The organism is Sphingomonas immobilis (genome assembly GCF_030580995.1).
Classification (GTDB): Bacteria; Pseudomonadota; Alphaproteobacteria; order Sphingomonadales; family Sphingomonadaceae; genus Sphingomonas; species Sphingomonas immobilis.
Map to the genome: position 1 here is coordinate 42,179 of NZ_JAUQSZ010000001.1, position 26,770 is coordinate 68,948.

23 protein-coding genes are annotated in these 26,770 nt (G+C 68.6%); 11 read left to right on the forward strand and 12 right to left on the reverse strand.

From position 1 onward, the window contains the following. Positions 1 to 123: 123 nt before the first annotated feature. The 7 genes from Q5H94_RS00190 to Q5H94_RS00220 all read left to right on the forward strand — a co-directional run bounded on the left by Q5H94_RS00190 (position 124) and on the right by Q5H94_RS00220 (position 7,746). The gene (locus tag Q5H94_RS00190; RefSeq protein ID WP_304559733.1) at positions 124 to 2,508 is read left to right on the forward strand and encodes a DUF1592 domain-containing protein; all 2,385 of its coding nucleotides are present in this window, start codon (positions 124 to 126) and stop codon (positions 2,506 to 2,508) included. Beyond that, positions 2,505 to 3,845: a DUF1552 domain-containing protein gene (locus Q5H94_RS00195; RefSeq protein WP_304558928.1), complete on the forward strand. Its 1,341-nt coding sequence runs from the start codon at positions 2,505 to 2,507 to the stop codon at positions 3,843 to 3,845. Before Q5H94_RS00190 ends, Q5H94_RS00195 begins: the two co-directional genes overlap by 4 nt. Further along, on the forward strand, positions 3,838 to 5,190 hold the full coding sequence (locus Q5H94_RS00200) for an ankyrin repeat domain-containing protein (protein ID WP_304558930.1): 1,353 nt from the start codon (positions 3,838 to 3,840) through the stop codon (positions 5,188 to 5,190). Before Q5H94_RS00195 ends, Q5H94_RS00200 begins: the two co-directional genes overlap by 8 nt. A gap of 5 nt (positions 5,191 to 5,195) precedes the next feature. Beyond that, positions 5,196 to 5,669, forward strand: coding sequence for a c-type cytochrome (locus Q5H94_RS00205; protein WP_304558932.1), 474 nt, complete (start codon positions 5,196 to 5,198; stop codon positions 5,667 to 5,669). Further along, positions 5,669 to 6,343 (forward strand): cytochrome b/b6 domain-containing protein, encoded by a 675-nt coding sequence (locus Q5H94_RS00210; RefSeq protein WP_304558933.1) that lies wholly within the window; start codon positions 5,669 to 5,671, stop codon positions 6,341 to 6,343. The genes Q5H94_RS00205 and Q5H94_RS00210 overlap by 1 nt, the downstream gene beginning before the upstream one ends. Continuing rightward, the gene (locus Q5H94_RS00215) at positions 6,340 to 7,176 is read left to right on the forward strand and encodes a PhzF family phenazine biosynthesis protein (protein WP_304558934.1); all 837 of its coding nucleotides are present in this window, start codon (positions 6,340 to 6,342) and stop codon (positions 7,174 to 7,176) included. Before Q5H94_RS00210 ends, Q5H94_RS00215 begins: the two co-directional genes overlap by 4 nt. A 72-nt stretch (positions 7,177 to 7,248) precedes the next feature. Further along, positions 7,249 to 7,746 (forward strand): ECF-type sigma factor, encoded by a 498-nt coding sequence (locus Q5H94_RS00220; RefSeq protein WP_304558936.1) that lies wholly within the window; start codon positions 7,249 to 7,251, stop codon positions 7,744 to 7,746. On the opposite strand, the gene Q5H94_RS00225 is transcribed toward Q5H94_RS00220, so the two are convergent. Then, positions 7,743 to 10,133, reverse strand: coding sequence for a serine/threonine-protein kinase (locus Q5H94_RS00225; RefSeq protein ID WP_304558938.1), 2,391 nt, complete (start codon positions 10,131 to 10,133; stop codon positions 7,743 to 7,745). The two genes, Q5H94_RS00220 and Q5H94_RS00225, sit on opposite strands and share 4 nt — an antisense overlap. 181 nt (positions 10,134 to 10,314) lie before the next feature. Between Q5H94_RS00225 and Q5H94_RS00230 the strand changes: the two genes are divergently transcribed. Beyond that, positions 10,315 to 11,898, forward strand: coding sequence for a hypothetical protein (locus tag Q5H94_RS00230; protein WP_304559734.1), 1,584 nt, complete (start codon positions 10,315 to 10,317; stop codon positions 11,896 to 11,898). Positions 11,899 to 11,905: 7 nt separating this feature from the next. Here Q5H94_RS00230 and Q5H94_RS00235 read toward each other — a convergent pair whose 3' ends face one another. After that, entirely contained in the window at positions 11,906 to 13,207 is a 1,302-nt protein-coding gene (locus tag Q5H94_RS00235; protein WP_431312122.1) for a chymotrypsin family serine protease, read from the reverse strand. A gap of 52 nt (positions 13,208 to 13,259) precedes the next feature. After that, entirely contained in the window at positions 13,260 to 14,003 is a 744-nt protein-coding gene (locus Q5H94_RS00240) for a class I SAM-dependent methyltransferase (RefSeq protein ID WP_304558941.1), read from the reverse strand. A gap of 48 nt (positions 14,004 to 14,051) precedes the next feature. Between Q5H94_RS00240 and Q5H94_RS00245 the strand changes: the two genes are divergently transcribed. After that, entirely contained in the window at positions 14,052 to 14,261 is a 210-nt protein-coding gene (locus Q5H94_RS00245; protein WP_304558943.1) for a hypothetical protein, read from the forward strand. On the opposite strand, the gene Q5H94_RS00250 is transcribed toward Q5H94_RS00245, so the two are convergent. Next, entirely contained in the window at positions 14,258 to 15,796 is a 1,539-nt protein-coding gene (locus tag Q5H94_RS00250; protein ID WP_304558945.1) for a cation:proton antiporter, read from the reverse strand. The genes Q5H94_RS00245 and Q5H94_RS00250 overlap by 4 nt on opposite strands. A 65-nt stretch (positions 15,797 to 15,861) precedes the next feature. On the opposite strand from Q5H94_RS00250, the gene Q5H94_RS00255 reads away from it, so the two are divergent. Further along, positions 15,862 to 17,079, forward strand: a complete 1,218-nt coding sequence (locus Q5H94_RS00255) for a flavin monoamine oxidase family protein (RefSeq protein WP_304558947.1) — start codon at positions 15,862 to 15,864, stop codon at positions 17,077 to 17,079. On the opposite strand, the gene Q5H94_RS00260 is transcribed toward Q5H94_RS00255, so the two are convergent. From Q5H94_RS00260 to cyoA, 7 genes are read right to left on the reverse strand one after another with little or no spacing between them, the layout of a single operon-like run. Beyond that, a complete protein-coding gene (locus tag Q5H94_RS00260; RefSeq protein ID WP_304558948.1) occupies positions 17,072 to 17,605 on the reverse strand; it encodes a response regulator transcription factor in 534 nt (177 codons plus the stop codon). The genes Q5H94_RS00255 and Q5H94_RS00260 overlap by 8 nt on opposite strands. Further along, on the reverse strand, positions 17,605 to 18,903 hold the full coding sequence (locus Q5H94_RS00265; protein WP_304558950.1) for an ATP-binding protein: 1,299 nt from the start codon (positions 18,901 to 18,903) through the stop codon (positions 17,605 to 17,607). The genes Q5H94_RS00260 and Q5H94_RS00265 overlap by 1 nt, the downstream gene beginning before the upstream one ends. Next, on the reverse strand, positions 18,903 to 19,544 hold the full coding sequence (locus Q5H94_RS00270; RefSeq protein ID WP_304558951.1) for an SURF1 family protein: 642 nt from the start codon (positions 19,542 to 19,544) through the stop codon (positions 18,903 to 18,905). The genes Q5H94_RS00265 and Q5H94_RS00270 overlap by 1 nt, the downstream gene beginning before the upstream one ends. Then, on the reverse strand, positions 19,541 to 19,900 hold the full coding sequence (gene cyoD / locus Q5H94_RS00275; protein ID WP_304558953.1) for a cytochrome o ubiquinol oxidase subunit IV: 360 nt from the start codon (positions 19,898 to 19,900) through the stop codon (positions 19,541 to 19,543). Before cyoD ends, Q5H94_RS00270 begins: the two co-directional genes overlap by 4 nt. Continuing rightward, entirely contained in the window at positions 19,897 to 20,523 is a 627-nt protein-coding gene (gene cyoC, locus Q5H94_RS00280; protein WP_304558954.1) for a cytochrome o ubiquinol oxidase subunit III, read from the reverse strand. Before cyoC ends, cyoD begins: the two co-directional genes overlap by 4 nt. 1 nt (position 20,524) lies before the next feature. Then, on the reverse strand, positions 20,525 to 22,501 hold the full coding sequence (cyoB, locus tag Q5H94_RS00285) for a cytochrome o ubiquinol oxidase subunit I (protein WP_304558956.1): 1,977 nt from the start codon (positions 22,499 to 22,501) through the stop codon (positions 20,525 to 20,527). Positions 22,502 to 22,512: 11 nt separating this feature from the next. After that, positions 22,513 to 23,661, reverse strand: a complete 1,149-nt coding sequence (cyoA, locus tag Q5H94_RS00290; RefSeq protein WP_304558957.1) for a ubiquinol oxidase subunit II — start codon at positions 23,659 to 23,661, stop codon at positions 22,513 to 22,515. A 149-nt stretch (positions 23,662 to 23,810) separates the two neighbouring features. On the opposite strand from cyoA, the gene Q5H94_RS00295 reads away from it, so the two are divergent. Continuing rightward, positions 23,811 to 25,139: an MFS transporter gene (locus tag Q5H94_RS00295; protein WP_304558959.1), complete on the forward strand. Its 1,329-nt coding sequence runs from the start codon at positions 23,811 to 23,813 to the stop codon at positions 25,137 to 25,139. Between the two features lie 187 nt (positions 25,140 to 25,326). Here the strand turns inward: Q5H94_RS00295 and Q5H94_RS00300 are convergent, their stop codons facing one another. Next, on the reverse strand, positions 25,327 to 26,610 hold the full coding sequence (locus tag Q5H94_RS00300) for an Hsp70 family protein (RefSeq protein ID WP_304558962.1): 1,284 nt from the start codon (positions 26,608 to 26,610) through the stop codon (positions 25,327 to 25,329). Between the last annotated feature and the right edge of the window lie 160 nt (positions 26,611 to 26,770).

The following is a 26,770-nucleotide window of genomic DNA, read 5'->3' on the forward strand; positions in this document are numbered from 1 at the left end:
GTGCAGGTGCCACCCCTAGGCCCGAATGAACGCGGGTGGGTCGGGGTATTTGTGACCGGAAAATCGGAAGCCAAGAGAATGCGCTGGCGCCCGAGCCTGCGAGGATGCGCGCTCGCGGTGAGCATGCTGGCCTTCGGCCTTGCCGTCGCGGTCCATTCCGACCGGGGCGCGGCGCAGGCACCCGCCGCCGCGCCCGATCCGACCAGGACGGCGAGCACGATGCTCGACCAATATTGCTCGCGCTGCCACAACGATCAGGATCAGATCGGGCGTTTCTCGATCGACGATCTGCGCGGCGACGATGCGCTGCTCGGCCGCCATGCCGACGAGTGGGAGAAGATCCTGCGCCGCACGTCGCTGGGCGAGATGCCGCCCGCGAGCAAGCCGCAGCCCGATCCCGCCGCGAAGGCGATGTTCGTCGCGTGGCTGCGCGGCGCGCTCGACAGCTATGCGGCCGCGCATCCCGATCCCGGCCGGGCGACGATCCGCCGGCTCAACCGCGTCGAATATGCCAATGCGGTGCGCGACCTGCTGGCGCTCGACGTGGATTTCACCCGCGAGCTGCCGCAGGACAATTCGGGCTACGGCTTCGACAATATCGCCGACGTGCTGAGCGTGTCGCCGACGCTGATGGACCGTTATGTCGCGGTGGCGGGCAAGGTCTCGCGGATGGCGACAGGCCTGTCCTCCTCGCGCGAGGCGGTGACGTCGTACGAGGTGCCGAAGGACGGGTCGGTGCGCAATTCCGGGCGGCCGGCCTATAACGAGCGGGCGAGCGACGACCTGCCGCTCGGCTCGCGCGGGGGCGGGGCGTTCAAATATTATGCGCGGCACGACGGCATCTACGAGATCGCGGGCTGGCTCAACGCCAACACCAACAACGAGACCGACCGCCAGAAGGAGGACCGCGTCGGCGTGCGCGTGCCGTTGAAGGCGGGGGCGCACATGATCGGCCTCTCGTTCCGCCGCGTGCTGGCGCCCGACGAGACCGTGCAGACGCTGCGCAACGACACCGACAAGGTGCCGCTGCCGACCGACAAGCCGAAGCTGCTGCCGCTCGACGTGTCGGTCGACGGGGCGGTGGTGAAGCAGATTCAGGTGCCGTCGTACCGGATGTCGGACCGGTACTCGCAGCAGAATTTCCCGCGCGACGTGCTGCAGATCGACGTCGCGGGCCCGTTCGATGCGGGCAAGGGCGCGGGCGACACGCCGAGCCGCAAGCGCATCTTCCTGTGCCGGCCGAGGGGCGCATCGGCCGAGACGGCGTGTGCGCGGCGGATCGTCGCGGCGTTGGCGCGGCGGGCGTATCGCCGTCCGGTCGGCGAGGGCGACATCGCGCCGCTGATGAAGATCTATGCGGCCGAACGCGCGGATTCCGACTTCGAGCACGGCGTCGAGGCGGCGATCGAGGGTATCCTGGTCTCGCCGCACTTCCTGTTCCTGATCGAGAGCGATCCTGCGGGCAGCGCGCCGGGCAGCGTCCACCGGGTGAGCGATCTGGAGCTGGCCTCGCGCCTGTCGTTCTTCCTGTGGTCGAGCCTGCCCGACGAGACGCTGCTGGCGGCGGCGGAGAAGGGCGAGCTGGGCAAGCCCGGCATGGTCGAGGCGCAGGTGACGCGGATGCTCGCCGATCCGCGCGCCGATGCGCTCACGAAGAATTTCGCGGGGCAATGGCTGTACCTGCGCAACCTCGACCAGCAGCGGCCGGACATCACCGTATTCCCGGAGTTCGACACGCGGCTGCGGCGGGCGATGGCGCGCGAGACCGAGATGTTCTTTGGCCATGTCGTCGCGAACAACCGCAGCGTGCTCGATTTCATCGCGGCGGATTACACCTTCCTCAACCAGCGGCTGGCCGAGCATTACGGGATCGGCGGCGTCTCCGGCACGAGCTTCCGCAAGGTGCGCCTCGATCCGGCGTGGCACCGCGGCGGCCTGCTGGGGCAGGCGAGCATCCTGACGGTCACGTCCTACGGCAATCATACGTCGGTGGTGAAGCGCGGCAAGTGGATCCTCGAGAACATGCTCGCCGCAGCACCTCCGCCGCCGCCGCCCGATATCCCGGCGTTGCAGACGGCGCATGGCGGCCGGTTGCTGACCGCGCGCGAGCAGCTCGAGCTGCACCGTACCAACCCGGCCTGCGCATCGTGCCATGTGAAGATGGACCCGCTCGGCTTCAGCCTGGAGAATTTCGACGGGGTGGGGGCCTATCGCCAGAAGGACGTCGGCCAGCCCATCGACGCATCGGCGGTGCTGCCCGACGGGACGAAGTTCGCCGGGATCAGCGGGCTCCAGCAGATATTGCTGGCGCGCAAGGACGAGTTCACCGCCGCCTTCACCGAGCGGCTGCTGACCTATGCGCTCGCCCGCGGGCTGAGCGCGCACGACATGCCGGCGGTGCGCAAGGTTTCGGGTGCGGCGGCGGCGGACCAATACCGTATTCAGACGATCATCAAGGGCATCGCGATGAGCGACCCGTTCACCCTGCGAAAGACACCCCCGAAATGAAGGTGATCCGCGAACCGCTGAGCCGCCGGACGATGCTGCGCGGGGCCGGGGCGCTGATGGCGTTGCCGTTCCTGGAGGCGATGACGCCGTCCGCGAAGGCCGCCGATCTCGCCGCGCGGCCGAAGCGGTTGCAGGTGTTCTACACGCCCAATGGCATGATGATGGACGGCTTCCGCCCGGCGACGCAGGGCGAGGGCTTCGCGCTGCCGTCTAGCCTGGAGCCGCTCGCATCGTTCAGGGACCAGATCAGCGTGTTCAGCGGGCTCGGCCATCCGCAGGCGGCAGCGTTTGGGGATTTCCCCGCTGGACACGGGCGATCTTGCCCGGCGTTTCTGACCGGCGTGCATGTGAAGCAGACCGAGGGCACCGATATCCGCTGCGGCATCTCGGTCGATCAGGTCTATGCCAATCACCTCGGCGATGCGACGCAGCTTAGTTCGCTGGAGCTCGGCATCGATCAGGCGAGCCTGCTCGGCAGTTGCGACATCAATTATAGTTGCGCCTATACCAACGGCATTTCGTGGCGCAGCGCGACGGTGCCGCTGCCGGTCGCGTCCAACCCCGGTGACGTGTTCGAGCGGCTGTTCGGCGACGGCGACGCGCTCGACGCCAAGAGCCGCCTCGCGCAGCTCCGCCGCCAGTCGAGCATCCTCGATTTCGTCGCCGACGACACGCAGCGGCTGTCGGGCCAGCTCGGCATGGAGGATCGGCGCAAGCTCGACGAGTATCTGGAGGCGACGCGCGATATCGAGAAGCGCATCCAGAAGGCGATGGCGACAGGCCCGTCCGCGCAGGCGACCGACATGCAGCGGCCCGCCGGCATCCCCGACGCTTTCGACGAGCATGTGAAGCTGATGATCGACCTGCAGGTGCTGGCGATGCAGGCCGACATCACCCGCGTCGGCAGCTTCATGATCGGCCGCGAGATCTGCAACCGGACCTATCCCGAGATCGGCGTCGCGGATTCGCACCACATGCTGAGCCACCACGGCAATAACCCCGACAAGATGGCGAAGCTGGCGAAGATCAACCGCTATCATATGGAATTCTTCGCTTATTATCTGAAGAAGATGCGCGAGACGAAGGATGGCGAGGGATCACTGCTCGACCGCACGCTCGTCATTCGGGGCTCGGCATTCGGCGATCCCAACGTCCACGATCACATGGATTTGCCGGTGATCGTCGCGGGCGGGCTGACCAAGGGCAACCGCAGCGTGGCGGTGGCGAAGGGGACGACGATGTCGAACCTGCTGCTGGCGTCGCTGAACGTGCTGGGCGTGCCCGATACGAAGTTCGGCGACAGCGACGCGCCGCTGAAGGAGCTGGTGCGTGCGTAAGCGGATCGCCGCCCTCGCCCTGCTGCTGTGCGCGAGCGGAGCGCAGGCGCGCGACCCGGATGCGCTGCCGCGCGCGATCCGCGCCGGAGACGGGGAGGCGGTGCAGGCGGCGCTGGCGGGCCACGCCGATGCCAATGCAAAGCTCGCCTTCGGGGCGACGCCGCTCGGCTGGGCGGTGCAGGCACAGGATGCGGGGATCGTCGCGGCGTTGCTCGCGCACGGGGCGAAGCCCAACGTCGCCGATGCGGAAAGGGTGACGCCGCTCGCGCTGGCGTGCGAGCTCGGCAACGGCGCGATCGTCGCGCATCTGCTCGCCGCACATGCCGATGTCCGCAAGGCCGCGCCCGACGGGGTGACGCCGCTGGCGATCTGCGCGCGCTACGGCCCGGCCGATGCGGTGGCGCGGATGCTGGCGGGCGGGGCCGCCGCCGACAGCGTCGACAGCCGGGGCCAGACGCCGCTGATGTGGGCGGCGGCATCGGGCCGGACCGAGGCGATCGCGCTGCTGGTGAAGGCGGGGGCTGACGTCAATCGCGTGTCGAAGGCGGGGTTCACGCCGCTGTTCTTCGCGATCAAGAGCAATGTGCCCGCGGCGACCGAGGCCTTGCTCTCCGCCGGGGCGAAGGCGGACTATCGCGGGCCAGAGAATACCAGCGCGGCGCAGCTCGCGGCGTACCAGAAGAATTATCCCGCCGCGCTGCTGCTGGTGTCGCGCGGCGCGGACCTGACCGAGCGCGACCGCGAGGGACGGCAATTGCTCCACGTCGCCGCCGAGGCCGGGGACACGGCGCTGGTTGCCGCGCTGCTGGCGAAGGGGGCGGATGCCAATGCCCTGACGGGCGCGTCGAAGATCACCTGGGTGACGGAGGCCAATTTCGGCCGCCCGCCCCCCGTCGTGCCACCGCTGTCGCCGTTGCTCGTCGCCGCCGAGAAGGGCCAGACGGCGGCGATGAAGCTGCTGCTGGCGGCGGGTGCGAACCCGCATTTCGTCGCGGCCAATGGCGAGAATGTCGTGCTGGCGGCGGCGCAGGGGCATAGCCCGGAGGCGCTGGAGCTGGCGCTGACGCTCGCGCCCGACGTGAATGTAGCGACCCCAGACGGGGTCACGGCGCTGCACATGCTGGTGGGCGGGGGGATGTATCCCGAACTGCCGGCGATGCTGCACGTCCTCGCCGCGCACGGCGCGCGCACCGATCTGAAGGAGAAGCACGGCTTTACCGCCGCCAAGCTCGCCGATGGTGGCCTGGGTGAGGTCAAGGCGATATTTCTCGAGACATTCCCGCAAAAGGCTGGCGTTTCGCTCGCCGGCGCACAAGGGAAACCGGTACGGATAGCAACGAGGTGAGCAGCATGATTCCGACACGAGCCTTCCGGCCCATCCATATCGCCGTGCTCCTGTCGGTGGGGTGCGCCATCGCCGCGCCCGCAGCCGCGCCGTCGCCCGCCGCGATCGTCGCGGCGCGGCAGGCGGGCTTCAAGAAGATCGGTGGCGCGATGAAGGTGCTGAAGGATCAGCTCGCCAGCGGTGCGCCGGTGAAGGCGACGATGGTCGCGGCTGCGCAGACCGTCGCCGCCGGGGCGAAGGAGCAGGCGAAGCTGTTCCCGGCCGGCAGCGGCGCATCGTCGGGCGTCAAGAACGATGCCCTGCCCTCGGTGTGGAGCGACCGCGCGGCGTTCGACGCGGCGATGCAGAAGTTCATCGTCGAATCGGGCAAGCTGGTGACGGTGGCGAACGGCGGTGACGCCGCGGCCATCGGCGCCCAGTTCAAGGCGACCGGCGGCACCTGCGGCGCGTGCCATCGCCAGTTCCGCGCCGAGCAGTAATGGCGAGCCTACCGCCGCCCGCACGGCGCGTCGCATGGCTGTGGGATCTGCCCGTGCGGCTGTTCCACTGGCTGCTGGTCGGGCTACTCGGCTTTTCGTGGTGGAGCGGCGAGCAGCATGAGATGGATTGGCACCGGCTGTCGGGCTATGCGATCGTCGGCCTGCTGATCTTCCGCGTCTACTGGGGCTTCGCGGGCGGGCGGACGGCGCGCTTCGCGCAGTTCGTGAAGGGGCCGCGCGCCGCCTTGGACTATGTACGCGGACGCTACACGGCGGCACCGGGGCACAATCCGGTCGGCGGGTGGAGCGTGCTGGCGCTGCTGGCGACGCTGACGGTGATGGTCGGCACCGGGCTGTTCGCGGTCGACGTCGACGGGCTCGAATCGGGGCCGCTGTCGGACTACGTGAGCTTCGATGCCGGGCGGACGGCGGCGGAGGTGCATCACCTCGCGTTCAATGCGCTGCTGGCGCTGGTCGCGCTGCATGTGGTTGCGATCCTCGTCTATCTGGTGCGGCGGAAGAACCTGATCGGGCCGATGATCCACGGGCGTCGCACGCTGGCGGGTGAGGAACAGGCTGCACCGCTCGGGGCGTCGTGGTGGAAGGCGGGCGTGGGCGTGGTGATCGCGGCCGCCATCGCCTGGGCGATTTCGAAGGGGTTCCGGTTCCGGTGACGCACGCTTTTAAGCTGGTCGACGTGTTCGGCACGGATCCCTTCACCGGCAATCCGCTGGCGGTGATCGCCGATGGCGAGGCTCTGTCGACCGAGGAGATGCAGCGCATCACGCGCTGGCTCAATCTTTCCGAGACGACCTTCCTGCTGCCGCCGACGGACCCGCAGGCGGATTACCGCGTGCGCATCTTCACGCTGGCGCATGAGCTGCCGTTCGCGGGGCATCCGACGCTCGGCACCTGCCACGCCTGGCTGGAGGCGGGCGGCGTGCCGAAACAGGCGGGCATTGTGATGCAGGAATGCGGCGCGGGGCTGGTCGCGGTGCGGCAGGGCGCGGACGGGCTCGCCTTCGCGGCCCCGAAGCTGATCCGCAGCGGTCCGCCAAGCGAGGACGAGATCGTAGAGGTCGCCGAGGTGCTGCGCATCGACCGTGCCGAAATCGTCGCGGCGGAATGGGTCGATAACGGGCCGGGCTGGATCGGCGTCATGCTGGCGTCGGCGGAGGCGGTGCTGGCGGTCGAGCCGGCGCGGCATCACACACGGCAGATCGATATCGGCATCGTCGGGCCCCATTCGCCGGGCGGCGAGACGGCGTTCGAAATCCGCGCGATCTTCTCCGTGCCCGGCGGCGGGCTGATCGAGGATCCGGTGACGGGCAGCCTCAACGCCTCGGTCGGGCAATGGCTGTTCGCGAGCGGGCGGGCGCAGGGCAGCTACATCGCTGCGCAGGGCACGCGGCTCGGCCGTACCGGGCGCGTGCGGGTGTCGCAGGCGCCGGACGGGCAGGTCTGGGTCGGCGGGCGCACCCTCACGCTGTTCGCCGGATCGTCCTGAAAGGACACGCAGACCGGTCTTGGCGCGACCGGGCCGTCATGGCATCGTCCGCGCCGGGGACGGGGGGTGCGGATGCAGGCCGATCGCGATGCGATGCTCAGCGAGCTGTACGACGAGATGCGCGCCGCCGCCGCGCGCATGCTGCGCCGGGATGCGCCCGCGCTGACGTTGCAGCCGACCGAACTCGCCAACGAGGCGGCGCTGCGCATCGTCCGGCTCGACCGCATGACCTGGAACGACCGGCAGCATTTCTTCGCCACCTGCGCGACGATCATGCGGCAGGCGATGCTCGACGCGGTGCGCAGCCGCAGGCGCGCGAAGCGGCAGGCGCCCGAGGTGTTCCTGACCGGCGAGGACGGCGGCGATATCGAGATCGAGGCGCTCGACGCGGCGCTGACCAAGCTGGAGGGGGTTTCGCCCGATCTCGCGCGGATCGTGGAGCTGCGCTTCTTCGTCGGGCTGAGCGTGGACGATATCGCGATTGCGCTGGAATCGTCCGAATCGACGATCAAGCGCCGCTGGCGCACCGCGCGGCTGTGGCTCGCGAGCGAGCTGGCGGAGCCGGCCTAGCGCGGGCCGCAATTGACGACGATGGCCGCTTCCATCGGCGCGAGCTCCGTCCGGGCGTCGCGCGCGTTGAGCTCCCCGCTCGCACGCAGGCCGAGCCACAGGTCGCGGCCACGGCGGGCGGTCGCGCAGGCCTCCTGCCGCGCGCCACCCTTGGCGAGGACGGCGGCATGGTTGGCGAGCGCGACCGCGACGTCGCGCTGGCGGTTCGGGTCACCGGGGACGCGCGCGAGCCGTGCCTCACGCACCAGGATGCCTGCGCGCGACGCCGCCATCGCTTCGGGCGTGCGGCCGAGCGCGTCGAGCAACAGCGAACGTTGGCCCTGCAGCACGGCGACGCGGATCTCGATGCCGGCGTCGGGACCGAAGGCCAGCACCTTCTGCAGATCGGAGAGTGCGGCATCGGCGATGGCGAGCGCCTCGGCATCGCGGCCGCCGATCTCGCCGAGCGTGCTGGAGATGTCGAACGCCGTTTCGCCCAGCTTCTCGGTCCAGCGTGCCGAGGGCGCGCGCGCGAGTTCGGCGCGGACGATGGCGTCGGCCTCGCGGTACGGGGCGAGCGCGCCGGGCTTGTCGCCGAGATAATAGGTGGCGTCGCCGATCTTGGCGAGGATGCCGATCTCGACCAGCCGGTCGCGCCGCCGCCATTCCGGTGCGGGCGGGAGGGCGCGCAGTCGCTTGAGCGCGGCCCGTAGCAGCGGGAGCGCGACGCCGGGCCTGTCGTTCGCCACCAGATCGAAGCCGCGATCGCGATCGACCATGATGCGCCCGAGACGCGCGCCGCGTGCCGTTGGATCGATCGCCAGCGCGCGGTCGAACAGCGCGGCGGCGCGGTCGCTGATCGCCGGGCCGCCCGCCCCTGCGAGAACCCAGCGCGTCTCCGCCACCCAGCCGCGTTCCTCGATGACGCCGGCATCGTTCGGCCGCTCGCGCGCGAGGCCGTCGAGGATCGCCTGCGCCGCGTCGAGCGCTTTCGCCGCCTCGACCGGGCGGCCGAGGCTGGCCGTGCCCGACAGGCCGAGGATGCTCGCCAGCCGGCGATAGCCGCGCGCGGTATCGAGGCGGAGGTCGACCGGCGCACCGCTGGCGGCGCGCAGCCGGTCGAGATAGCGGCTCGCGACCTCCGCCAGCCGCGCGCGCGCCATCACCGATCCGGGCGCGTCGTCGAGCCGGTCGCTCAGTTCGAACAGCATGAAACGGGCGAGCCCGCGCAGCTCGACGAAGCGCCGGTCGGCCTCGATCCGCGCGCGTTCGGCGCGGACATAGCTGACCGTGCTGAACACGGTCGCGCCGATCAGCACCAGCGCGGCGACGCCGGTCAACGCGAGGCCGCGGCGATGGCGCTGGACGAAGCGCGAGATGAGGTAGGTGCGCGCCGGATGCGCGCGCGCGGCGACCGGGCGATGTTCGCGCATCCGCACGAGATCGGCGATCAGCGCGGCGACGTCGGGGTAGCGCGCGGCCGGATCCTCCGCGAGTGCCTTGGCGGCGATGGCGGCGAGGTCGCCGTCGAGCTGGCCCGCGGGCAGCCGCGTTCCGGCCACGAAGGGCAGGTTCCCCTCGGGCGTCGCCTTGCCGAGCATCGCCAGCAGCAGCACCCCGAGGCTGAACACGTCGCTGGCGATCGTCGGCGCGACGCCAACGCCGCGTTCGGGCGCGGCATAGCCCTTGGTCAACGGATAGGGGTCGCCGGTTTCCTCGACGTCGAGATCGACGATCAGCCGGGCGATCCCGAAATCGAGCAGGTGGACGGCGCCGTCCTTGCTCATCAGCACGTTGCTGGGCTTGATGTCGGCGTGGATGACGAGGCTGCGGTGCGCGAAGGCGACGGCCTCGCACACCGCCTCGAACGCGGCGAGCCGTTCGGGCAGCGCCGCCCCGCGCCGGTCGAGCGCGTGCGTTACCGCCTCGCCATCGACATAGTCCATCGCCAGCCACGGCCTGCCGTCGGCATCGCCGCCGTCGAGGATGCGGACGATATCGGGGTGGCGCAGCCGCGCGAGGATGCGGCGTTCCTCGGCAAAACGCGCCTTGGCACGGTCGCTGGCGAGGTCGCCGCGGATCAGCTTGATCGCGACGACCTGATTGAACACGCCGTCGTCGCGCTCCGCCATCACCACCGCGCCCATGCCGCCGCGCGCGATCTCGCGGGTGACGCGCCAGGGGCCGATACGCGGCGGGATGAGATCGACCACGCCGAGCGGCCGGGCGAAGCTCTCGGTCGGCAACAGCTTGAAATCGGCGGTGTCGAGCGCGAGCAACTGTTCGACGCGGGCCTGCAGCGCGGCGTCGCCGCCGCAGCGTTCGGCGACGAAGGCGGCGCGCGCGGCCGAATCCTCGATATCGAGCGCGGCTTCGACGATCGCCAGTGCTTCGCCTTCGAACGACATATGCGCGCGGTCCCTCCCTCGGGCGATGCTATCCGCCAAAAGACCAAGGCGCCATCCGTCGCCGAAACGGGTCACGGGTGGCGGGAAAACTGGGGCTTGTGCGGCTTTTCGCATCATGCTTCTCCGGTGCGCGATGCGCGAGCGGCTCGATCAAGACAGGATGCGCGGGCGCTTCTTGGCGATGCTTGTCTGGCTGGCGGCGATGGCGCTGTTCTTCCGCAAACATATCCTGAGCGGATTCGACCAGGGCTTCAGCGACCGCGCCGACGGCATCATCGAGGTCGCGATCCTCGAACATTGGCGGAACGTCTGGTCGGGTGCCGCGGCGTGGAACGTGACCGGCTATTTCCATCCGTATCCGGGGACGCTCGGCTATAACGACGGCTATTTCCTCTATGGGCTGAGCTATACTTTCTGGCGGCTGTTTGCCGATCCGTTGCTCGCCGACACGCTCAACCTCGCGACCTTCAAGTCGATCGGTTTCTTCGCGGCCTACATGCTGGTCGCGCGCACGCTGCGCTGGGGGCGCGGTGCGGCGCTGTTCGTCGCGTTCGTGTTCACCGACGCCAACGGGCTGATGATCCAGGCCGGCCATGCACAGTTGCAGAGCGTCGCGCTGCTGCCGGTGGCGATGCTGCTGGCGGTGGCGGTTGTGCGCGCGGGGAGCGTGCGGGCGGCCTGCGTGGCATCGGCGGCGCTCGGGCTGCTGATGGCGGCGTGGCTGTTCACCGCTTTCTACATGGCGTGGTTCACGATCTTCTTCGGCTGCGTGATGGCGGGTTGCTGGCTGGTGACGAGCGGGAACTGGCGGCCGCGCAGGGCGATGCGGCTGTTCGCGCGGCACCACCGCACCGTCGAGGCGGGTGCGCTGCCGTTCCTGATCGCGCTGGTGCCGTTCTTCGCCGTCTATCTGCCGAAGATGCGCGAGACCGGCGGGCAGGCGCTGAACGAGATCTATTACTACCTGCTGTTCCCGATCGACGCGATCAACGTGGGCGCATCGAATTACGTCTGGGGCTGGCTGATCCGGTCCTTCCCGAGCGTGTTGCTGACCGGCGAGCATGTCACCGGCTTCCCCCTGCTGATGTTTGCGCTGGGGGTGACGGCATTGTGGCGATGCGTCGCACGCGGGAGCCCGCCGCTGCGCGCCTTCGCGCTCGCCGTCATCCTGTGCTGGCTGCTGACGCTGCGGGTGGGGGAATATTCGGGCTGGGCGCTCGTCTATCATCTCGTTCCGGGCGCGAAGGGACTGCGCGTCGTCGCGCGCTTCCAGTTGTTCCTGATCCTGCCGCTGCTGCTGGTCGTCGTCGCGGCACATCACGCGCGCGCGGCGCACTGGGCGCGGACGCGGCCGTTGCTGCTGGCGGGCGTCGTGCTGTTCCTGGTCGCCGAGCAGATCGGCAGCGACGTGCCGGTGGCGCTCAGCCGCAGCAGGGACGGTGCCGCGCTCGCCGCCGTGCCCGCGCCGCCCAGGGAGTGTCAGAGCTTCTACGTCGTCACCGCGCGGCGGCACGAGCCGGTCTATGTCGATGCCGCGCGCCACGGCATGTACCCGCACAATGTCGATGCGATGCTGCTCGCGCAATTCTGGCGGGTGCCGACGCTCAATGGCTATTCGACCTTCACGCCGCGCGACTGGGTGTTCGCGAACCCGCGCGCGGGGGATTACGACGCGCGCGTCGCGGCCTATGCGGTGCGGCACGGGCTCAGCCACGTCTGCCGGCTCGACATGGAGCAGCCGCAGCCGTGGACCCGCGTTTTGTGAGAAAGCGCTAGGTCGCGCGCGCCTTGCCCGGACGCGACGATGCGCGCGACCGCGTGGTCCGCTTGCCGCGTACCGGCTTGGCCGCGACGATCGGCGGAGCCTCGCGCAGCAGCGTCCAGCCCGGCGGCAGGTAATCGACCGACATATAGAAATAGAAGGCGCACGATCCGTCGGGACGATAGCTTCCGCCCTTGAGGATGCCGAAGGCGACGCCGCCGCTGAACACCGGCGCGCCGCTGTCGCCGCCCTTGCAGGTGGGGCCCGCGACCGTCACCCAATTGGGCAGGCACGCGCCGCCGCACAGATCGCCTGCGGGCGCGAAATCGGTGAGTTCGACGACCGCGCAGCTATAGCCGGTGCGCTCGCCGCGGTGGCAGACGAAATCGCCGCTGCGGGTCGAGATGCGGCCGCGTTGCGCCGTCACCGCGCGCGCCGTCTTGCGATCCTTGTCGACATAGAAGGTCGGCGGCAGCGCGTCGCTGCTGAGATTGATCTGCACGTCCTGATAGCCCCAGCCCCATTGACCGAGATAGGTGAGCGGCGCGTTGCCGCTCTGCGGATCGCGGTAGGTCAGCGTATCGGGGCAATGCGCGGCGGTGGTCACGCCCTGGCGCGCGCCGTCGGTGACGGTGAAGCCGGTCGTGCAGTAATAATTCTTGCCGTTGGAAGGATCGGGCCCGACGACGCGCGAGCCGCCTTCGGGCGCGAGGTTGACCTCCTTGCGATCGAGCACGCGCAGTTGCACCGGCACGCCGGTCAGTGCCTCGAACTTGGCCTTCAACGTGTCGCCGTCGCTGTCGGCGATGCGACGCGGCACGGTGATGACCATCTCGCCGGTGCGCGGATCGAGGCCGATGCTGGGTGCCAGCGGGAGCGCGGCGCGGATCTCGGTCTGGTGATAGGCCATCGCCCAGATGATGCGGTCGCGCGTCGCCTTCGCGCCGGTCTTGAACACCACCGGCACGTGCAACGGCCCCGCATCGACATATTGCGTCGGCACTGGATCGTCGCCGGTCAGATAGACCTGGATGCGGTACGCGGGCTTATGCTCGATCGAGATGCCGGCGAGCCTGTCCTCGTACAGCGCGGCGATGCGATCGGTGACGGGAACGCTCGCCTCCTGCGCATGGAGGCGCAGGATCGCTTCCGCGAGCGGAACGTCGAATTGCCTGGCATATTCGGCGGCGTCCTGAGCGATGGCGTCGTCGGGCGTCTGCAGCGCGGCGAGCGGCGGGCCGGCATCGGCGCGCGCGGCGGCGGGCAGGATCGCCAACATCGCGGCGAGGAAACAGGCGGTCAGGTTACGCAACAGCACCGTGCCAGGATGACGAAGACGGCGCGGGAGATCAACGCCCGGAGGATTACGGGGTCGTCCCCAGCCGCAGGCTGACCGGCCACGATACGAGCCGCTTCGTCTCTGCATTGCCCCACAGGGCCGCGATATCGCGCACGAACGCCGCGCGGATATCGTCGCGGCCGGCCTGTTCCAGCCGCCGGATCGCGGACCAGGTCGAGAGATAGCCGAGGAAGGCGTCGAGATCCCAGTCGCGGCGGATTTCCAGTGCCGGATAGGGGCGTTCGGGAAAGGGAAAATCGATGTCGGCATAGCCCGATTCGACCAATTTGCGCTCGGGCGGCCAGTAGGTGCCGATCTCGTCGTAATAGAAACGGTCGAAGCGCGCGGCGATGTCGGCGTCGAAGCGCGGCACGCCGTAGCTGACCAGCGCCACTAAGGCTCCGGGCGCGGCAATCCGTCGAACCTCGGCGTAGAAGCGCGGCAGATCGAACCAGTGCGCGGCCTGCGCGGCGGTGATCAGGCTGGCCGTGCCGGCTTCGAGCGGCAGCGCCTCGGCTGGCGCGACGACATAGCGGACGTGGTCGTGCGGGACGGCATTGGCGATCTGGTCGGTACTGGGATCGACGCCAATGACGCGCTCGAAATGGCGCGCGAGCTGGCCGGTGAACTGGCCGTTGCCGCACCCGACGTCGACCGCGAGCCGCGTGTCGGGCGAAATCTCCGCCAGAAAGTCCGCCAGCGCCTGCGGGCAATCGGGACGGTAGAGCGCGTAGTTGGAGCCGCCGCCCGCGAACCAGTTGGTCGTCATCCGCGGTTCCTCGTTGATTGCGGCCAAAACTCAGCCCATGCCGTTCTTATGCGCACCGTATCCGCCAATGCCAGCGTTCGGCTCTATCACCTGAGCGACGCCGATGCCGCCGCCGAGACGCTGTTCTACGGCCCGCTCGACGCGGCGCTGGCGGTCGCGCGGCAGCAGAGCGAGGCGGTGCAGGACAATCTGTGGCTGGCGACGGAGAACGACGTCGTCGCCTATCTCGATATCGAGGACGGCGGCCGGGACGATTAGTTTTCCGCCAGCCGTTCGTCGTCGGCGTCGACCGCGAGCTGCTTCCAGTCGAGCTTCTCCTGCAGCTCCAGATAATGGTCCGGCCCGATCCTATTGTCGTCGCGCAGCACCTCCAGCCGCTCGCGCTGCGCCAGTACGGCGGCGAGCGAGAGACCGCGGCGACGATTGAGCGGATAGGCCTGGTCCGGGTCGCGCGTGCCGTCGCAGATCTCGCGGTAGATCTGCCGCACGCCCTCGGCCTCCGCGCCGTCCTCGTCCGCGAGCCGTTCGAGCGCGGCCTCGGCGAGCGAGAGATGCGCCGCCTCCAGCTCCTCCGCCGCCTCGTCCTCGCGGTTGAGCTTGAGCCACCAGATGAGCGGCGCCAGCGTCGCGCCCTGGATCACCAAAGTCGCCAGCACGACGGCGAAGGCGGTCAGCACCAGCAGGTCGCGCTCCGGGAAGTCGGCGGGCAGCGCCAGCGCCGTCGCCAGCGTCACCAGCCCGCGCATCCCCGACCAGCCGACCAGCAAGGTCTCACCCGGCAGGAAGGGCGCGAGGCCCTTGCCGCGCCGGTATCGCAGCACGAGGAACCCGCGCAGCACGAAGGCGATCGCCAGCCGCGTGACGATCACCCCGACGACGACGATCGCCGCGAACCAGGCGGCGCGCTCGAACTGCGCGGCCGACATGGCATCGACGATCCGCCGCGCCTGCAGCCCCATCAGCAGGAAGGCGAGCACGTTCGACAGGAACACCACCGTCGTCCACACCGCGAACGAGTGGACGCGCATCCGCGGGCTGTCGCCGATCCGCGCGAGCGTCGCGATCGTCATCGCGCTGGCGACCGTGGCGAGGACGGCGGAGAGATGCAGCCGCTCGGCGATAAGCCAGGTCGCAAAGCAGTAGACGAACTGCAGCAGCGTGCCGCCGACCGAATTTTCCGTCACCGGGCGCAGCCGCGTCATCGCATAGCCGAAGGCGATCCCGAACAGGATGCCGCCCGGCGCGGCGAGCGAGAGCTGGATCACCGTCCCCGTATTGAAGCCGCCATGCGCGTGGACCGTCAGCGCGGCGCTGAACAGCAGCAGCGCCGTCGCATCGTTGAACAGGCTCTCGCCCTTCAGCAGCGCATCGACGCGGCGTGAGACCGGCAGGCCGGACAGCACGGCGGTGGCGGCGGCGGCATCGGGCGGCGCGACGATCGCGCCGAGGATGATCGCAGCGGTCAACGGCAGCGCGATCGTCACCGCGCTGATGCCGACGACCACGCCCGTCGTCGCCAGCACCGCGACCACCGCGTAGAAGAACAGCGGCAAGGCCATCCGCCGCGCAGTGCCGATCGGGAAGTCATAGGCCGAATCGACCAGCACCGGCGCGATGAACAGCGCCAGCACCGTCGTCGGGTCGATCGGGATGTCGGGCGCCCCCGGCAGCATCGCCACGCCCACGCCCGCCGCCGCGAGGATGCCGGGATAGGGAATCCGCAGGCGGCGCGTCACCTGCAGCAGCAGGATCGCGACCGCCATCAGCGCGACGAGGCTTTCGAAGAATGTCACGCGCGTGAGCTTAGCAGCGGTTCCGGGGCGTTGCAGCTTTTCGTGATCGGGTACAGGAGGCGGCAATGGACTGCGATATCGCGATCATCGGCGCGGGTGCCGCCGGGATTTCCGCCGCGCGGACACTGCGCGCGGCGGGCCGGTCGGTGCTCCTGATCGAGGCGAGCGACCGCGCCGGCGGGCGCGGCTGGACGCTGGGCATGGGCGGCATGCCGCTCGACATGGGCTGCGGCTGGCTGCACTCGGCGGAGCGCAATCCGCTGGTGGGCGTCGCGCTGGCGGGCGGATTCGACGTGGTCGGCGGCGATACCGCGTGGCGCGCCCAGTGGCGCGATCTCGGCTTCCCGCGCGAGGATCAGGATGCGGCGATGGCCGCGTGGGAGGCGCTGTCGGAGCGCCTCAACACCGATCCGCCCGCCAGCGACCGCGCGGCGGACGCGCTGACCCCCGGCGGCGACTGGAACGCCTTCTGCCAGTCGCTGAGCGGATATATGAACGGCGCGTCGCTCGACCGCCTCTCGGTCGCCGACTTCCTCGCCTACGACAATGCCGCGACCGACGCGAACTGGCGCGTGCGGGAGGGCTATGGCAGCCTGCTCGCCGCGAGCCTGCCCGACGTGCGGCTGCTGCTGTCGTGCCCGGTGCGGAAGGTCGCGCAAAGCGGCCAAGGCGTGCGCCTCGACACCGATCGCGGCCCCGTCGAGGCGCGCGCGGTGATCGTCACCGCCTCCACCAACGTGCTGGCGAGCGGGGCGATCGCCATCGCAGGCGCGGACGATCATCTCCATGCCGCGAGCCAGCTTCCGCTCGGGCTCGCCGACAAATTGTTCTTCGAACTCCACGGCGATCACGGGTTCGAGCCCGAGACGCACCTGCTCGGCAATCCGCGCAATGCGGGGACGGGCAGCTACTACATCATGGCGCTCGGCCGGCCGGTGATCGAGGGGTTCTTCGGCGGGCCCGGCGCGGTCTCGGTCGAGGATGCCGGCCCGGCGGCGGCCTTCGCCTTCGCGCTCGACGAATTGGTCGCGCTGCTCGGCAGCGGCGTTCGCCGCCATGTCCGCCCGCTCGTCGCCTCGGCATGGTGCCGCACCGACTGGATCCGCGGATCGTACAGCCACGCGCTGCCGGGCCACGCCGCGGCGCGCGCAATCCTCGCCCGGCCGGTCGCGGAGCGCATCTTCTTCGCGGGCGAGGCGACGCACGCCACCGATTTCTCCACCGCCCACGGCGCCTGGGAGAGCGGCGCGCGCGCGGCCGGGGAAGCGCTCGCGCTTATTTGATCGGCTGCTTGAGCAGTTTGCGCGCCAGCGTGCGGCGGTGCATCCCCAGCCGCCGCGCGGTCTCCGAAATGTTGAAGTCGTTGTCGGCCAGCGCCTGGTTGATCGTCTCCCATTCCAGCGTCTTGATCGAGGTCGTGCGCGTGGTGACGGGCACCGCCGCGTCGCCGCCCGCGCGGCTGAAGGCGGCCTCGATATCGTCGGTGTTGGAGGGCTTGGCGAGATAATGGCACGCGCCGAGCTTGATCGCCTCTACCGCGGTGGCGATGCTCGCGAAGCCGGTGAGGACGACGATCAGCATCGCCGGATCATATGCGTTGAGCCGCTGGACACAGGGCAGGCCGGAGGCCGCGCCGAGCTTGAGATCGACCACCGCGAAGCCGGGCTTCGCCTCGTCGAGCAGCGCGTCCATCTCTTCCGCGCTGGCGGCGGTCCAGACGCGGTAGCCGCGCCGCTCGAACGAGCGCTGCAGCGTGCGCGCGAAGGTCGCATCGTCCTCGACAAGGATCAGGCGGGGTTGATCGTCCATCATGGCTTCCCGGTGCTGTCGGGGGCGAGCGGCAGGATGAGGCGCACCTCGGCACCGCCCTCCGCCCGGTTGGCCGCCTCCAGCCGCCCGCCGAGCCGCCGCGCGACGTTGCTGGCAAGGAACAGGCCGACGCCGTGGCCCGCGCCCTTGCTGGAGGCATAGGGCTTGCCGATCGCGGGAAGCTGTTCGGGCAGGAAGCCCGCACCTTCGTCGCTGACCGCCAGCACCACGCCCTCTCCGGTGCGGGTAGCGCGCAAGGCGATGCCGCCGGGTGACGCCTCGGCCGCATTGTCGAGCAGGTTCCAGATCGCCTGGCGCAGCGACGGGCCGGTGACGAAGGCGGCCTCCGCGGGGATCTCGCAGGCATAGTCTACGGCCACGCCGCTATGCGTCGGTGCCCATTCGCCGACGACATCGTCGACGAAGGCGCGCACCCGCGCGCGCTCCATCGCCTCGCCGCGCGGCTCGCCGGCGCTGTGCAGGATGTCGGACACGATCGTCTTGCAGCGCTCGACCTCGGCGCGCATGTCCTCGAGTTCGCCGGCCAGTTCGGGGTCGCCGGCGAGCTGCGGCATGCGCCGCCAGTCGCCGAGGATCACCGACAGCGAGGCGAGGGGGGTGCCCAGCTCGTGCGCCGCGCCGCTCGCGAACAGGCCCATGCGGACGATGCCGTCCTCCTCCGCCGCGCGGTGGCGCAGGTCGGCGAGGTGGCGGTCGCGCGCGCGCAGATTGCGCGTGATGCGGGTGATGAACTGCGCCAGCAGGATGCCGGTCAGCGCGAAGCTGATCCACCCGCCGAGCGTGTAGAGCATGACGATATCGGGCAGCAGCAGCGGCGGATAGGCGAGCGGCACCCGCCACATCGTCAGCCCCGCGTAACAGAGGCTCGCAACGGCGACGAGCACCCAGGCCGACCAGCGCTCCAGCAGGATCGCGCCGAGCACGACCTGCAGCAGGTAGAAGGAGATGAACGGGTTGCTCGCGCCGCCGCTCAGATAGAGCTGCACGGTCAGCGCCGCCATGTCGAGCAGCAGCGCGAGCATGATCTCGCCGTTGACGATGGCGTGGCGCGGGAGGGCGGCGATCACTGCGAGATTGGCGAGTACCAGCAGCGCGACCACGCCGAGCATCGGCACGAGCGGCAAGGCCACGCCGAGCCCGAAGGCGACGCCGAGGATCGTGACGAGCTGCCCGCCGACGGCCAGCCAGCGGAGCTGGACGAGCTGGCGCATGTTCTCGCTCGCGACGGTCGCGTCGGCCACCGTCCGCCGGGTCAGCGCGAGCAACGGCCGGTCCATCAACGCCTCCGCAACACCATCACCGCGCCGAACGCCGAAAGCCCGGCGAGCGCGAACCAGGTGAGGGCATATATCAGGTGATTGTCGGAAAAAGCGATCACCGTCAGCCCGCCGACGGGGAGACCGCCGGGATTGGCGGTGGCGTCGGCATCGACGAAGACGGGGGCGACCGTGCCGAGGTGACGCGCGTTGGCGATGGCGGCGACGTCGCGCGAATACCAGCGGTCGTGCGCGGGATCGTTGCTGCGCAGGAACGCGCCGCCGGGCTCGCTCGCACGGACGAGGCCGGTGACGGTGACAGGCCCGGCGACGCGGAAGTGCGTGCGCTCCGGGGCGAAGCCGCGATTGACCAGCACGGTGCCGCTATCGGTGTCGAGCGGGGTCAGCACCCACCAGCCGGGGCCGAGATCGGTGACGGCCTGCACGAAGGTCTCGCTGCCCGGCCGGAAGGTGCCGCGCAGGCGGACGCGGGTGTAGGCGGGGGCGTCGTTCCTCAGCGCGCGGGGCGGGGCGTGGACGCGGGCGTTCACCGCCGCGATCAGGTCGTGCTTCCACGCCCGCCGCTCGACCTGCCACACGCCGAGCCCCGCGAACCCCGCCGCCAGCAGGATGCAGAGCGCGGCGAACCCCAAGCGTTTCAATGGCCGGTCATGTCCCCGGCGGTCATCGGCATCATGTTGCTGTTGAGGTGGTACATGATCCACAGCGACCCGCTGATGACGATGGCGATGATCACCACCGTGAAGATCAGCGCCATCAGCGTCCATCCGCCCTCCGAGCGTGTGTTGACGTGCAGGAAGAAGATCGTGTGGACGATGATCTGCACGAACGCGAAGGCGAAGATGGCGAGCGCGGTCGCTTGCGCGTCGGCGATGACGTGGTTCATCACCAGCCAGAACGGGATCGCCGTCAGCACTGCCGACAGCAGGAAGCCGATCAGATAGCCGCGGCGCGTGCCGTGATCGGCATGGTCATGCGTGGTTTCGGATGCGCTCATCGCACGACTCCCAGCAGGTAGACGAAGGTAAAGACGCCGATCCACACGACATCGAGCAGGTGCCAGAACATGCCGAGGCACATCAGCCGGCGTTTGTTGGCGGGGATCAGCCCGCGCTGGCCGATCTGCACCAGCATCACCGCGATCCAGACGAGGCCGAACGAGACGTGCAGGCCGTGCGTACCGACGAGCGTGAAGAAGGCCGAGAGGAAGGCGCTGCGCTGCGGTGTTGCGCCTTCGGCGATCAGCCCGGCGAACTCGTGCAGCTCCACGCCGACGAAGGCGATGCCGAACAGCGCGGTGATGACCAGCCAGACCTGCGTCGACCGCACCTTGCCCGCGTGCGAGTCGATCGCCGCCATGCCGAAGGTGATCGAGGAGAGCAGCAGGAACGTCGTGTTGAGCGCGACGAGCGGCAGCTCGAAGATCTGGCGCGGGGCGGGCCCGCCGGCATAGCTGGTGCCAAGCACGCCGTACGCCGCGAACAGCGTCGCGAAGATGAGCGCGTCGCTCATCAGGTATATCCAGAAGCCGAGCGCGGTCGCCCCGTCGGCGTCGTGATGCTCTTCCTCGGTGACGTAGAAGGCGTCGCGGTCGATGTCGGTGTCGGCGTGCGTGGTCATGTCAGCCCTCCACCGCCAGCCGTGCGGCCTCGCCTGCGGCGACCTCGTCGGCCGGGATGTGATAGTCGCGGTTGTAGTTGAAGGTATGGCCGATCGCGACGACGAACAGCCCGACCGCGCTCACCGCCGCCAGCCACCAGATATACCACACCATCGCGAAGCCGAGCGCGAGCGCGAGGCCGGACAGGATCACACCCGCGCCGGTGTTGCGCGGCATGTGGATCGCGCGGTAGCCGCTCGCCGGAGTCTTTGCCCCGCGCTCCTTCATGTCGTGCCACGTATCGAGCGTGTGGACGATCGGCGTGAAGGCGAAATTATAGGCCGGCGGCGGCGAGGAGATCGACCATTCCAGCGTGCGGGCGTCCCACGGATCGCCGGTCGTGTCGCGCAGCGCCTCGCGGTTTTTGATGCTGACGGCGATCTGGATGATGAAGGCGAGGATGCCGACCAGGATGATCGCCGCGCCGATCAGCGCGATCACGAACCAGATCTGCAGGCTCGGGTCGTCGAAGTGGCGTACGCGGCGCGTCGTCCCCATCAGGCCGACGACGTAGATCGGCGTCCACGCGACCCAGTATCCGATCACCCAGCCCCAGAAGCTGACCTTGCCCCAGAACGGATCGAGCCGGAAGCCGAAGGCCTTGGGGAACCAGTAGGTCATGCCCGCGAACAGGCCGAACACCACGCCGCCGATGATGACGTTGTGGAAATGCGCGACCAGGAACAGCGAGTTGTGCAGCACGAAGTCGGCCGGCGGCACCGCCAGCAGCACGCCGGTCATCCCGCCTACGGTGAAGGTCAGCAGGAAGGCGACGACCCACATCATCGGCAGTTCGAAGCGGATGCGGCCGCGGTACATCGTGAACAGCCAGTTGAAGATCTTCGCGCCCGTCGGGATCGAGATCACCATCGTCGCGATGCCGAAGAAGGAATTGACGCTCGCGCCCGATCCCATCGTGAAGAAATGGTGCAGCCACACCAGGAACGACAGGATGGTGATGACCACCGTCGCATAGACCATCGACGAATAGCCGAAGAGCGGCTTGCCCGAGAAGGTCGAGGTGATTTCGGAGAAGATGCCGAACACCGGCAGGACGAGGACATAGACCTCCGGGTGGCCCCAGATCCACACCAGGTTCCAGTACATCATCGGGTTGCCGCCGAGATCGTTGGTGAAGAAATCGGTGCCGACGTAGCGATCGAGCATCAGCATCGCGAAGGCGGCGGTCAGCACCGGGAAGATCGCGATGACCAGCACGTTGCTGCACAAGGCCGTCCAGCAGAACACCGGCATCTTCATCATCGACATGCCGGGGGCACGCATCTTCAGCAGCGTGACGACCATGTTGATGCCCGACAGCAAGGTGCCGATGCCCGCTATCTGCAGCGCCCACAGGTAATAGTCGGGGCCCGTATCGGGGCTGTTCTGCAGATTCGCGACCGGCACGTAGTTGAGCCAGCCCGCGCGGCTGAACTCGCCGACGAACAGCGACACCATCACCAGCGCCGCACCCGCCACCGTCAACCAGAAGCTGAGGTTGTTGAGAAACGGAAACGCCACGTCGCGCGCACCGATCTGCAGCGGCATAACGTAATTGATAATGCCAACGACCAACGGAATCGCCACGAAGAAGATCATGATCGTGCCGTGCGCGCTGAAAATTTGATCGTAGTGGTGCGCGTTGAGATATCCGTCGCTGCCGCCGAAGGCGATCGCCTGCTGCAGGCGCATCATCAGCGCGTCGGCGAAGCCGCGCAGCAGCATGACGATGCCGAGGATCATGTACATGATCCCGATCTTCTTGTGATCCACACTCGTGAACCACTCGCTCCAGAGATAGCCCCAGAGCCTGAAGTAGGTGACGGCACCGAGCAGCGCGACGCCGAGGATGGCGACGCCGATGAAGGTGCCGAGCACGATCGGCTCGTGGATCGGGAAACTCTCGAGCGAGAGGCGGCCGAAGATCGTGGTGAGCATGGGTCTTCCGATCAGCCGCGCGCGGGTGCGGCGGGCAGGAGGAGGGACATATCGCGGTTGCGCGGCGAATCGGGATCGGTCTTGCCGGGGGCGGGCCCGCGCGGTTTGTCGATATTGGGTTGGGGGGCGATCTCGTCCTTGTTCTTGAACAGCGCGCCCTTGGGCTTGCCGCCCGGCGGGGGCGGGGTGTCGTGGCCGGCGGCGGGCATTGGAAGCATCGGGGGCATGGCGTGCGGCGACTGACCCTCGGCCATGCGGTCATGCGCCATGATATCACGCATGCAGGGCGTGTCCGGCGCGACGCAGCGGTTGACGACGCGGTCGAACAGATCGGCCTGCACGCTGGTGAAGCCGATTGGCGCGACCTTCTCGCTCGGCTTTTCGAGCTTGAGATAATCGGCGGCGGCGAGGGTGCGGTTGCTGGTCTTCACGCGCGCGACCCAGGCTTCGAAATCCTTGTCGCTTAATCCGCGCAGCTTGAAACGCATGTCTGAGAAGCCCGCGCCGCTGTAATTGGCGGACATGCCCTCGTAGGTGCCGGGCTTGTTGAGCACGGCGTGGAGCGTGCTCTGCATGCCGGGCATCGCATAGACCATGCCGGCCAGCGTGGGGGCGTAGAAGCTGTTCATCATGTTCGACGAGGTGATGTCGAAGCGGACCTGGCGATCGACCGGCAGCGCCAGTTCGTTGACCGTCGCGATGCCCTGTTCGGGGTAAATGAACAACCATTTCCAGTCGAGCGCGACGACCTGGATATGGAGCGGTTTTTGCGCGTGATCGACCGGCTTGCCTGCCGAGACGCGATCGAGCGGGCGGAACGGATCGAGCAGGTGGGTGCTCGACCAGGTGAGCGCCCCCAGCGCGATGATGATGGCGAGCGGGGCTGACCAGATCACCAGTTCCAGCGAGGTCGAATGTTCGAAATGCGGATCGTAGGTCGCCGCGTCGTTGCCCTTGCGATAGCGCCAGGCGAACAGCACGATCAGGATCATCACCGGCACGATGATGAGCAGCATCAGGCCGGTGGAGATGAAGATGATGTCGCGTTGCTGCAGCGCGACGTCGCCGGCGGGATCGAGCACCGCGTGGCCGCATCCGGCCAGCGAGAGGGCGACGGCGGCGAGGCCGGCGGTTCGAACGAAGGGCGTATGGTCGCGCATGAGTGTCGCCTAGGCCGTTTACGCGTGGTGCTACATTGGACATTTTGTCCAATCCCACAACCGGCGCATACTAGGCACAAGGCACTATGGCGGCCCGCTTCCGGGCCGGGTTACTGGACGGCGGGATTGCCCGCAGGAGCATGGACGGCATGACCGCATCGACCGCCACACCCGATTCGACTCAGTTGGAGCGCGACGCCCGCGCGCTGCACGCCGACGGCCATGTCGCACCCGGCGAGATTGCGATCGGCGTGATCGTCGGGCGGACGTCCGAATTTTTCGACTTCTTCGTCTATGCCATCGCCTCGGTGCTGGTGTTTCCGGCCGTCGTCTTTCCCTACGTCGATGCGCTGACGGGCACGCTCTATTCCTTTGCGCTGTTCGCGCTCGCCTTTGTCGGGCGGCCGTTCGGTACGCTCATTTTCATGTGGATCGACCGCAATCACGGGCGCGGCGTGAAGCTGACGATCGCGCTGTTCCTGCTCGGCGGATCGACGATGGCGATGGCGCTGCTGCCGGGATACGAACAGATCGGCACGTGGTCGGCGGTGATGCTCGGCCTGTTCCGCTTCGGGCAGGGCATGGCGCTGGGCGGCGCGTGGGACGGGATGCCGGCGCTCCTCTCGCTCAACGCCCCCAAGAAGCAGCGCGGCTGGTATGCGATGATCCCGCAGCTCGGCGCACCGCTCGGCCTGCTGGTGGCGGCGTCGCTGTTCGCCTATTTCCTCGGCATCCTGTCGCCCGCCGATTTCCTGAGCTGGGGCTGGCGCTATCCGTTCTTCGTGGTGCTGGCGATCAACGTCGTCGCGCTGTTCGCGCGGTTGCGGATGATCGCGACGCCGGAGTTCGAAAAGCTGTTCGAAAGCCGCGAGCTGCAGCCGTCACCGGCCTTCGCGACTCTCTTCACGGAATGGCGGACGATCGCGCTGGGGGCGTTCGCGCCGCTGGCGAGCTTCGCCTTGTTCCACCTCGTCACGGTGTTCCCCCTCTCCTGGGTGACGCTCTATGCGCATGAGGAGCCGGTGCGCTTCCTCATCATCGAGGCGGGCGGGACGCTGGTCTGCGTGCTGGCGATGCTGGCGTCGGGGATGATCGCCGACCGCGTCGGGCGGCGTGCGGTGCTGGGCGTGTCGGCGGTGATGATCGGCGCGTATAGCGGCTTCGCGCCGCAGTTGCTGGGTGCGGGCGGGGTGGGCGAGTCGCTCTACATGATCTCGGGCTTCGCGCTGCTCGGCCTCGCCTTCGGCCAGTCGTCGGGGGTGGTGAACGACCGCTTCCCGCCGCAGACGCGCTATACCGGGGCGGCGATCGTCGCCAATTCGGCGTGGCTGATCGGCGCGGGCTTCGCGCCGCTGGCGGCGTTGTTCCTCGCCAGCCATGTCGGGCTGTGGTCGGTCGGGCTGTATTTGCTCTCCGGCGTGATCTGCACGCTCGGCGCGCTCGGCATCAATCGCGAATGGGCGCGGCAGACGGACTAGAGTGATAGCTCGCTTGACAGATTGACGCCTGAATCGAAAATGTAAGGCGCGATCGTTTCCAAATTTGCACCGATCGGGCGTCGAAGGTCTTAGCGATCGCGCGATTCCGCCTTTTCCTGAAGCAGCCGACGATGGGAAAGAGCGGCACCGACTGTCGCAGATCGGTGGCGTGTAGGACAGACGATATTCAGGCCGTCCAGCTCGAGACGTCGTCCTGCGCACCGATCAGCGCGAGGCCGTGGGCGATCGAAGTGAGCTCGCCGCCCGAGGCGATGCGGTCCTCCCCGAAACGCTCGGTGAAGAGGCGGCGCAGGCGTGGGGTGAGCGACGTGCCGCCGGTGAGGAATACACGATCGATGGCGGCGGGCGCGACCTCCGCCGCGGCGAGCGCGCGGTCGACCGCCGCCTCGATACGCGCGACGTCGGGCGCGATCCACTCCTCGAAATCGGCGCGGCGCACGTCCGCCTCGATGCCGAAACCCGCGCCGGCGAAGTGGAAATGCGCCCCCTCGGCTGCCGACAGCGCGCGCTTCAGCTTTCCCACCGCGTCGTAGAGCTGATAGCCAAGTTCCTGATCGATCACCGCAATCATCCGCGCGATGGCATCGGGATCGAGCGCGGCGCGGCGCAGCTTCTCGAGATCGGCGAGCGTCTTGCGGTTGCGCATCAACGCCAGCTTCGACCAGTCCGCGAAGTCGCTGAAGTAACCACCGGGAATATCGAGGACTTTGTCGAACGAGCGGTAGGAACCGCCCTTGCCGAGCATCGGCAGGACGAGCCGGTCGACGATGCGCGCGTCGAAGCGATCACCGGCGATACCGACGCCCGCCGTGCCGAGCGGGACGCAGCGGCGCGCGGCACCCGGCTCGGCGATCCGCACCACCGAGAAGTCGCTGGTGCCGCCGCCGAAATCGGCGACGAGGATCGTCGCGGGATCGCTGATCCGTGAGGCGTAGCTGAACGCCGCGCCGATCGGTTCGTAGACATAGTGGATCTCTTCGGCGAGCGCGCCGAACATCGCGTCGTAGCGTGTCCTGGCGAGCGTCTCGTCGGGGCGACTGCCGGCGAATTCGACGGGGCGGCCGACGATCAGGCGCTTCGCCCTTCCGGCGAGCGTCCCGCGCGAGCGGGCGACCAGTTTCGACAGGAACAGCCGCCCGATCTCCTCGAAACGGTAGCGACGTTCGAACACGCTGGCATGTTCGAACGTCGCATTGGCGGCGACCGACTTGAACGATTGCAGGAAGCGGGACCCTTGCGGGAAGGCGAGATATTCCTCGACCGCCCACGGCCCCGCCTCGCTGGCGATGCCGTCCTCCTCCCAGAAGCACAAGGCCGAGCGGAACACCGCGTCGGTGCCGCCGGGCGCATCAAGCATCACGAGATCGGCGGTGTCGGCGTGCGCAACGGCGGCCACCGAATTGGTGGTGCCGAAGTCGAGACCGATCGCGGGAGGCTGAGTCGCGGACATGGGACGCGCGCCTATGCCGTAAACGCGTGCGGGGGGCTATGGTCGGTAGACAGTACGGCATCCTCGCCACCCGTCATCCCGGAAGCCGATTTTCTTCAAATCTATGATTTGAATAGAAAATCGAGCTGTCCGGGATCCATCGCGAGGCAGGCGCCTGCGG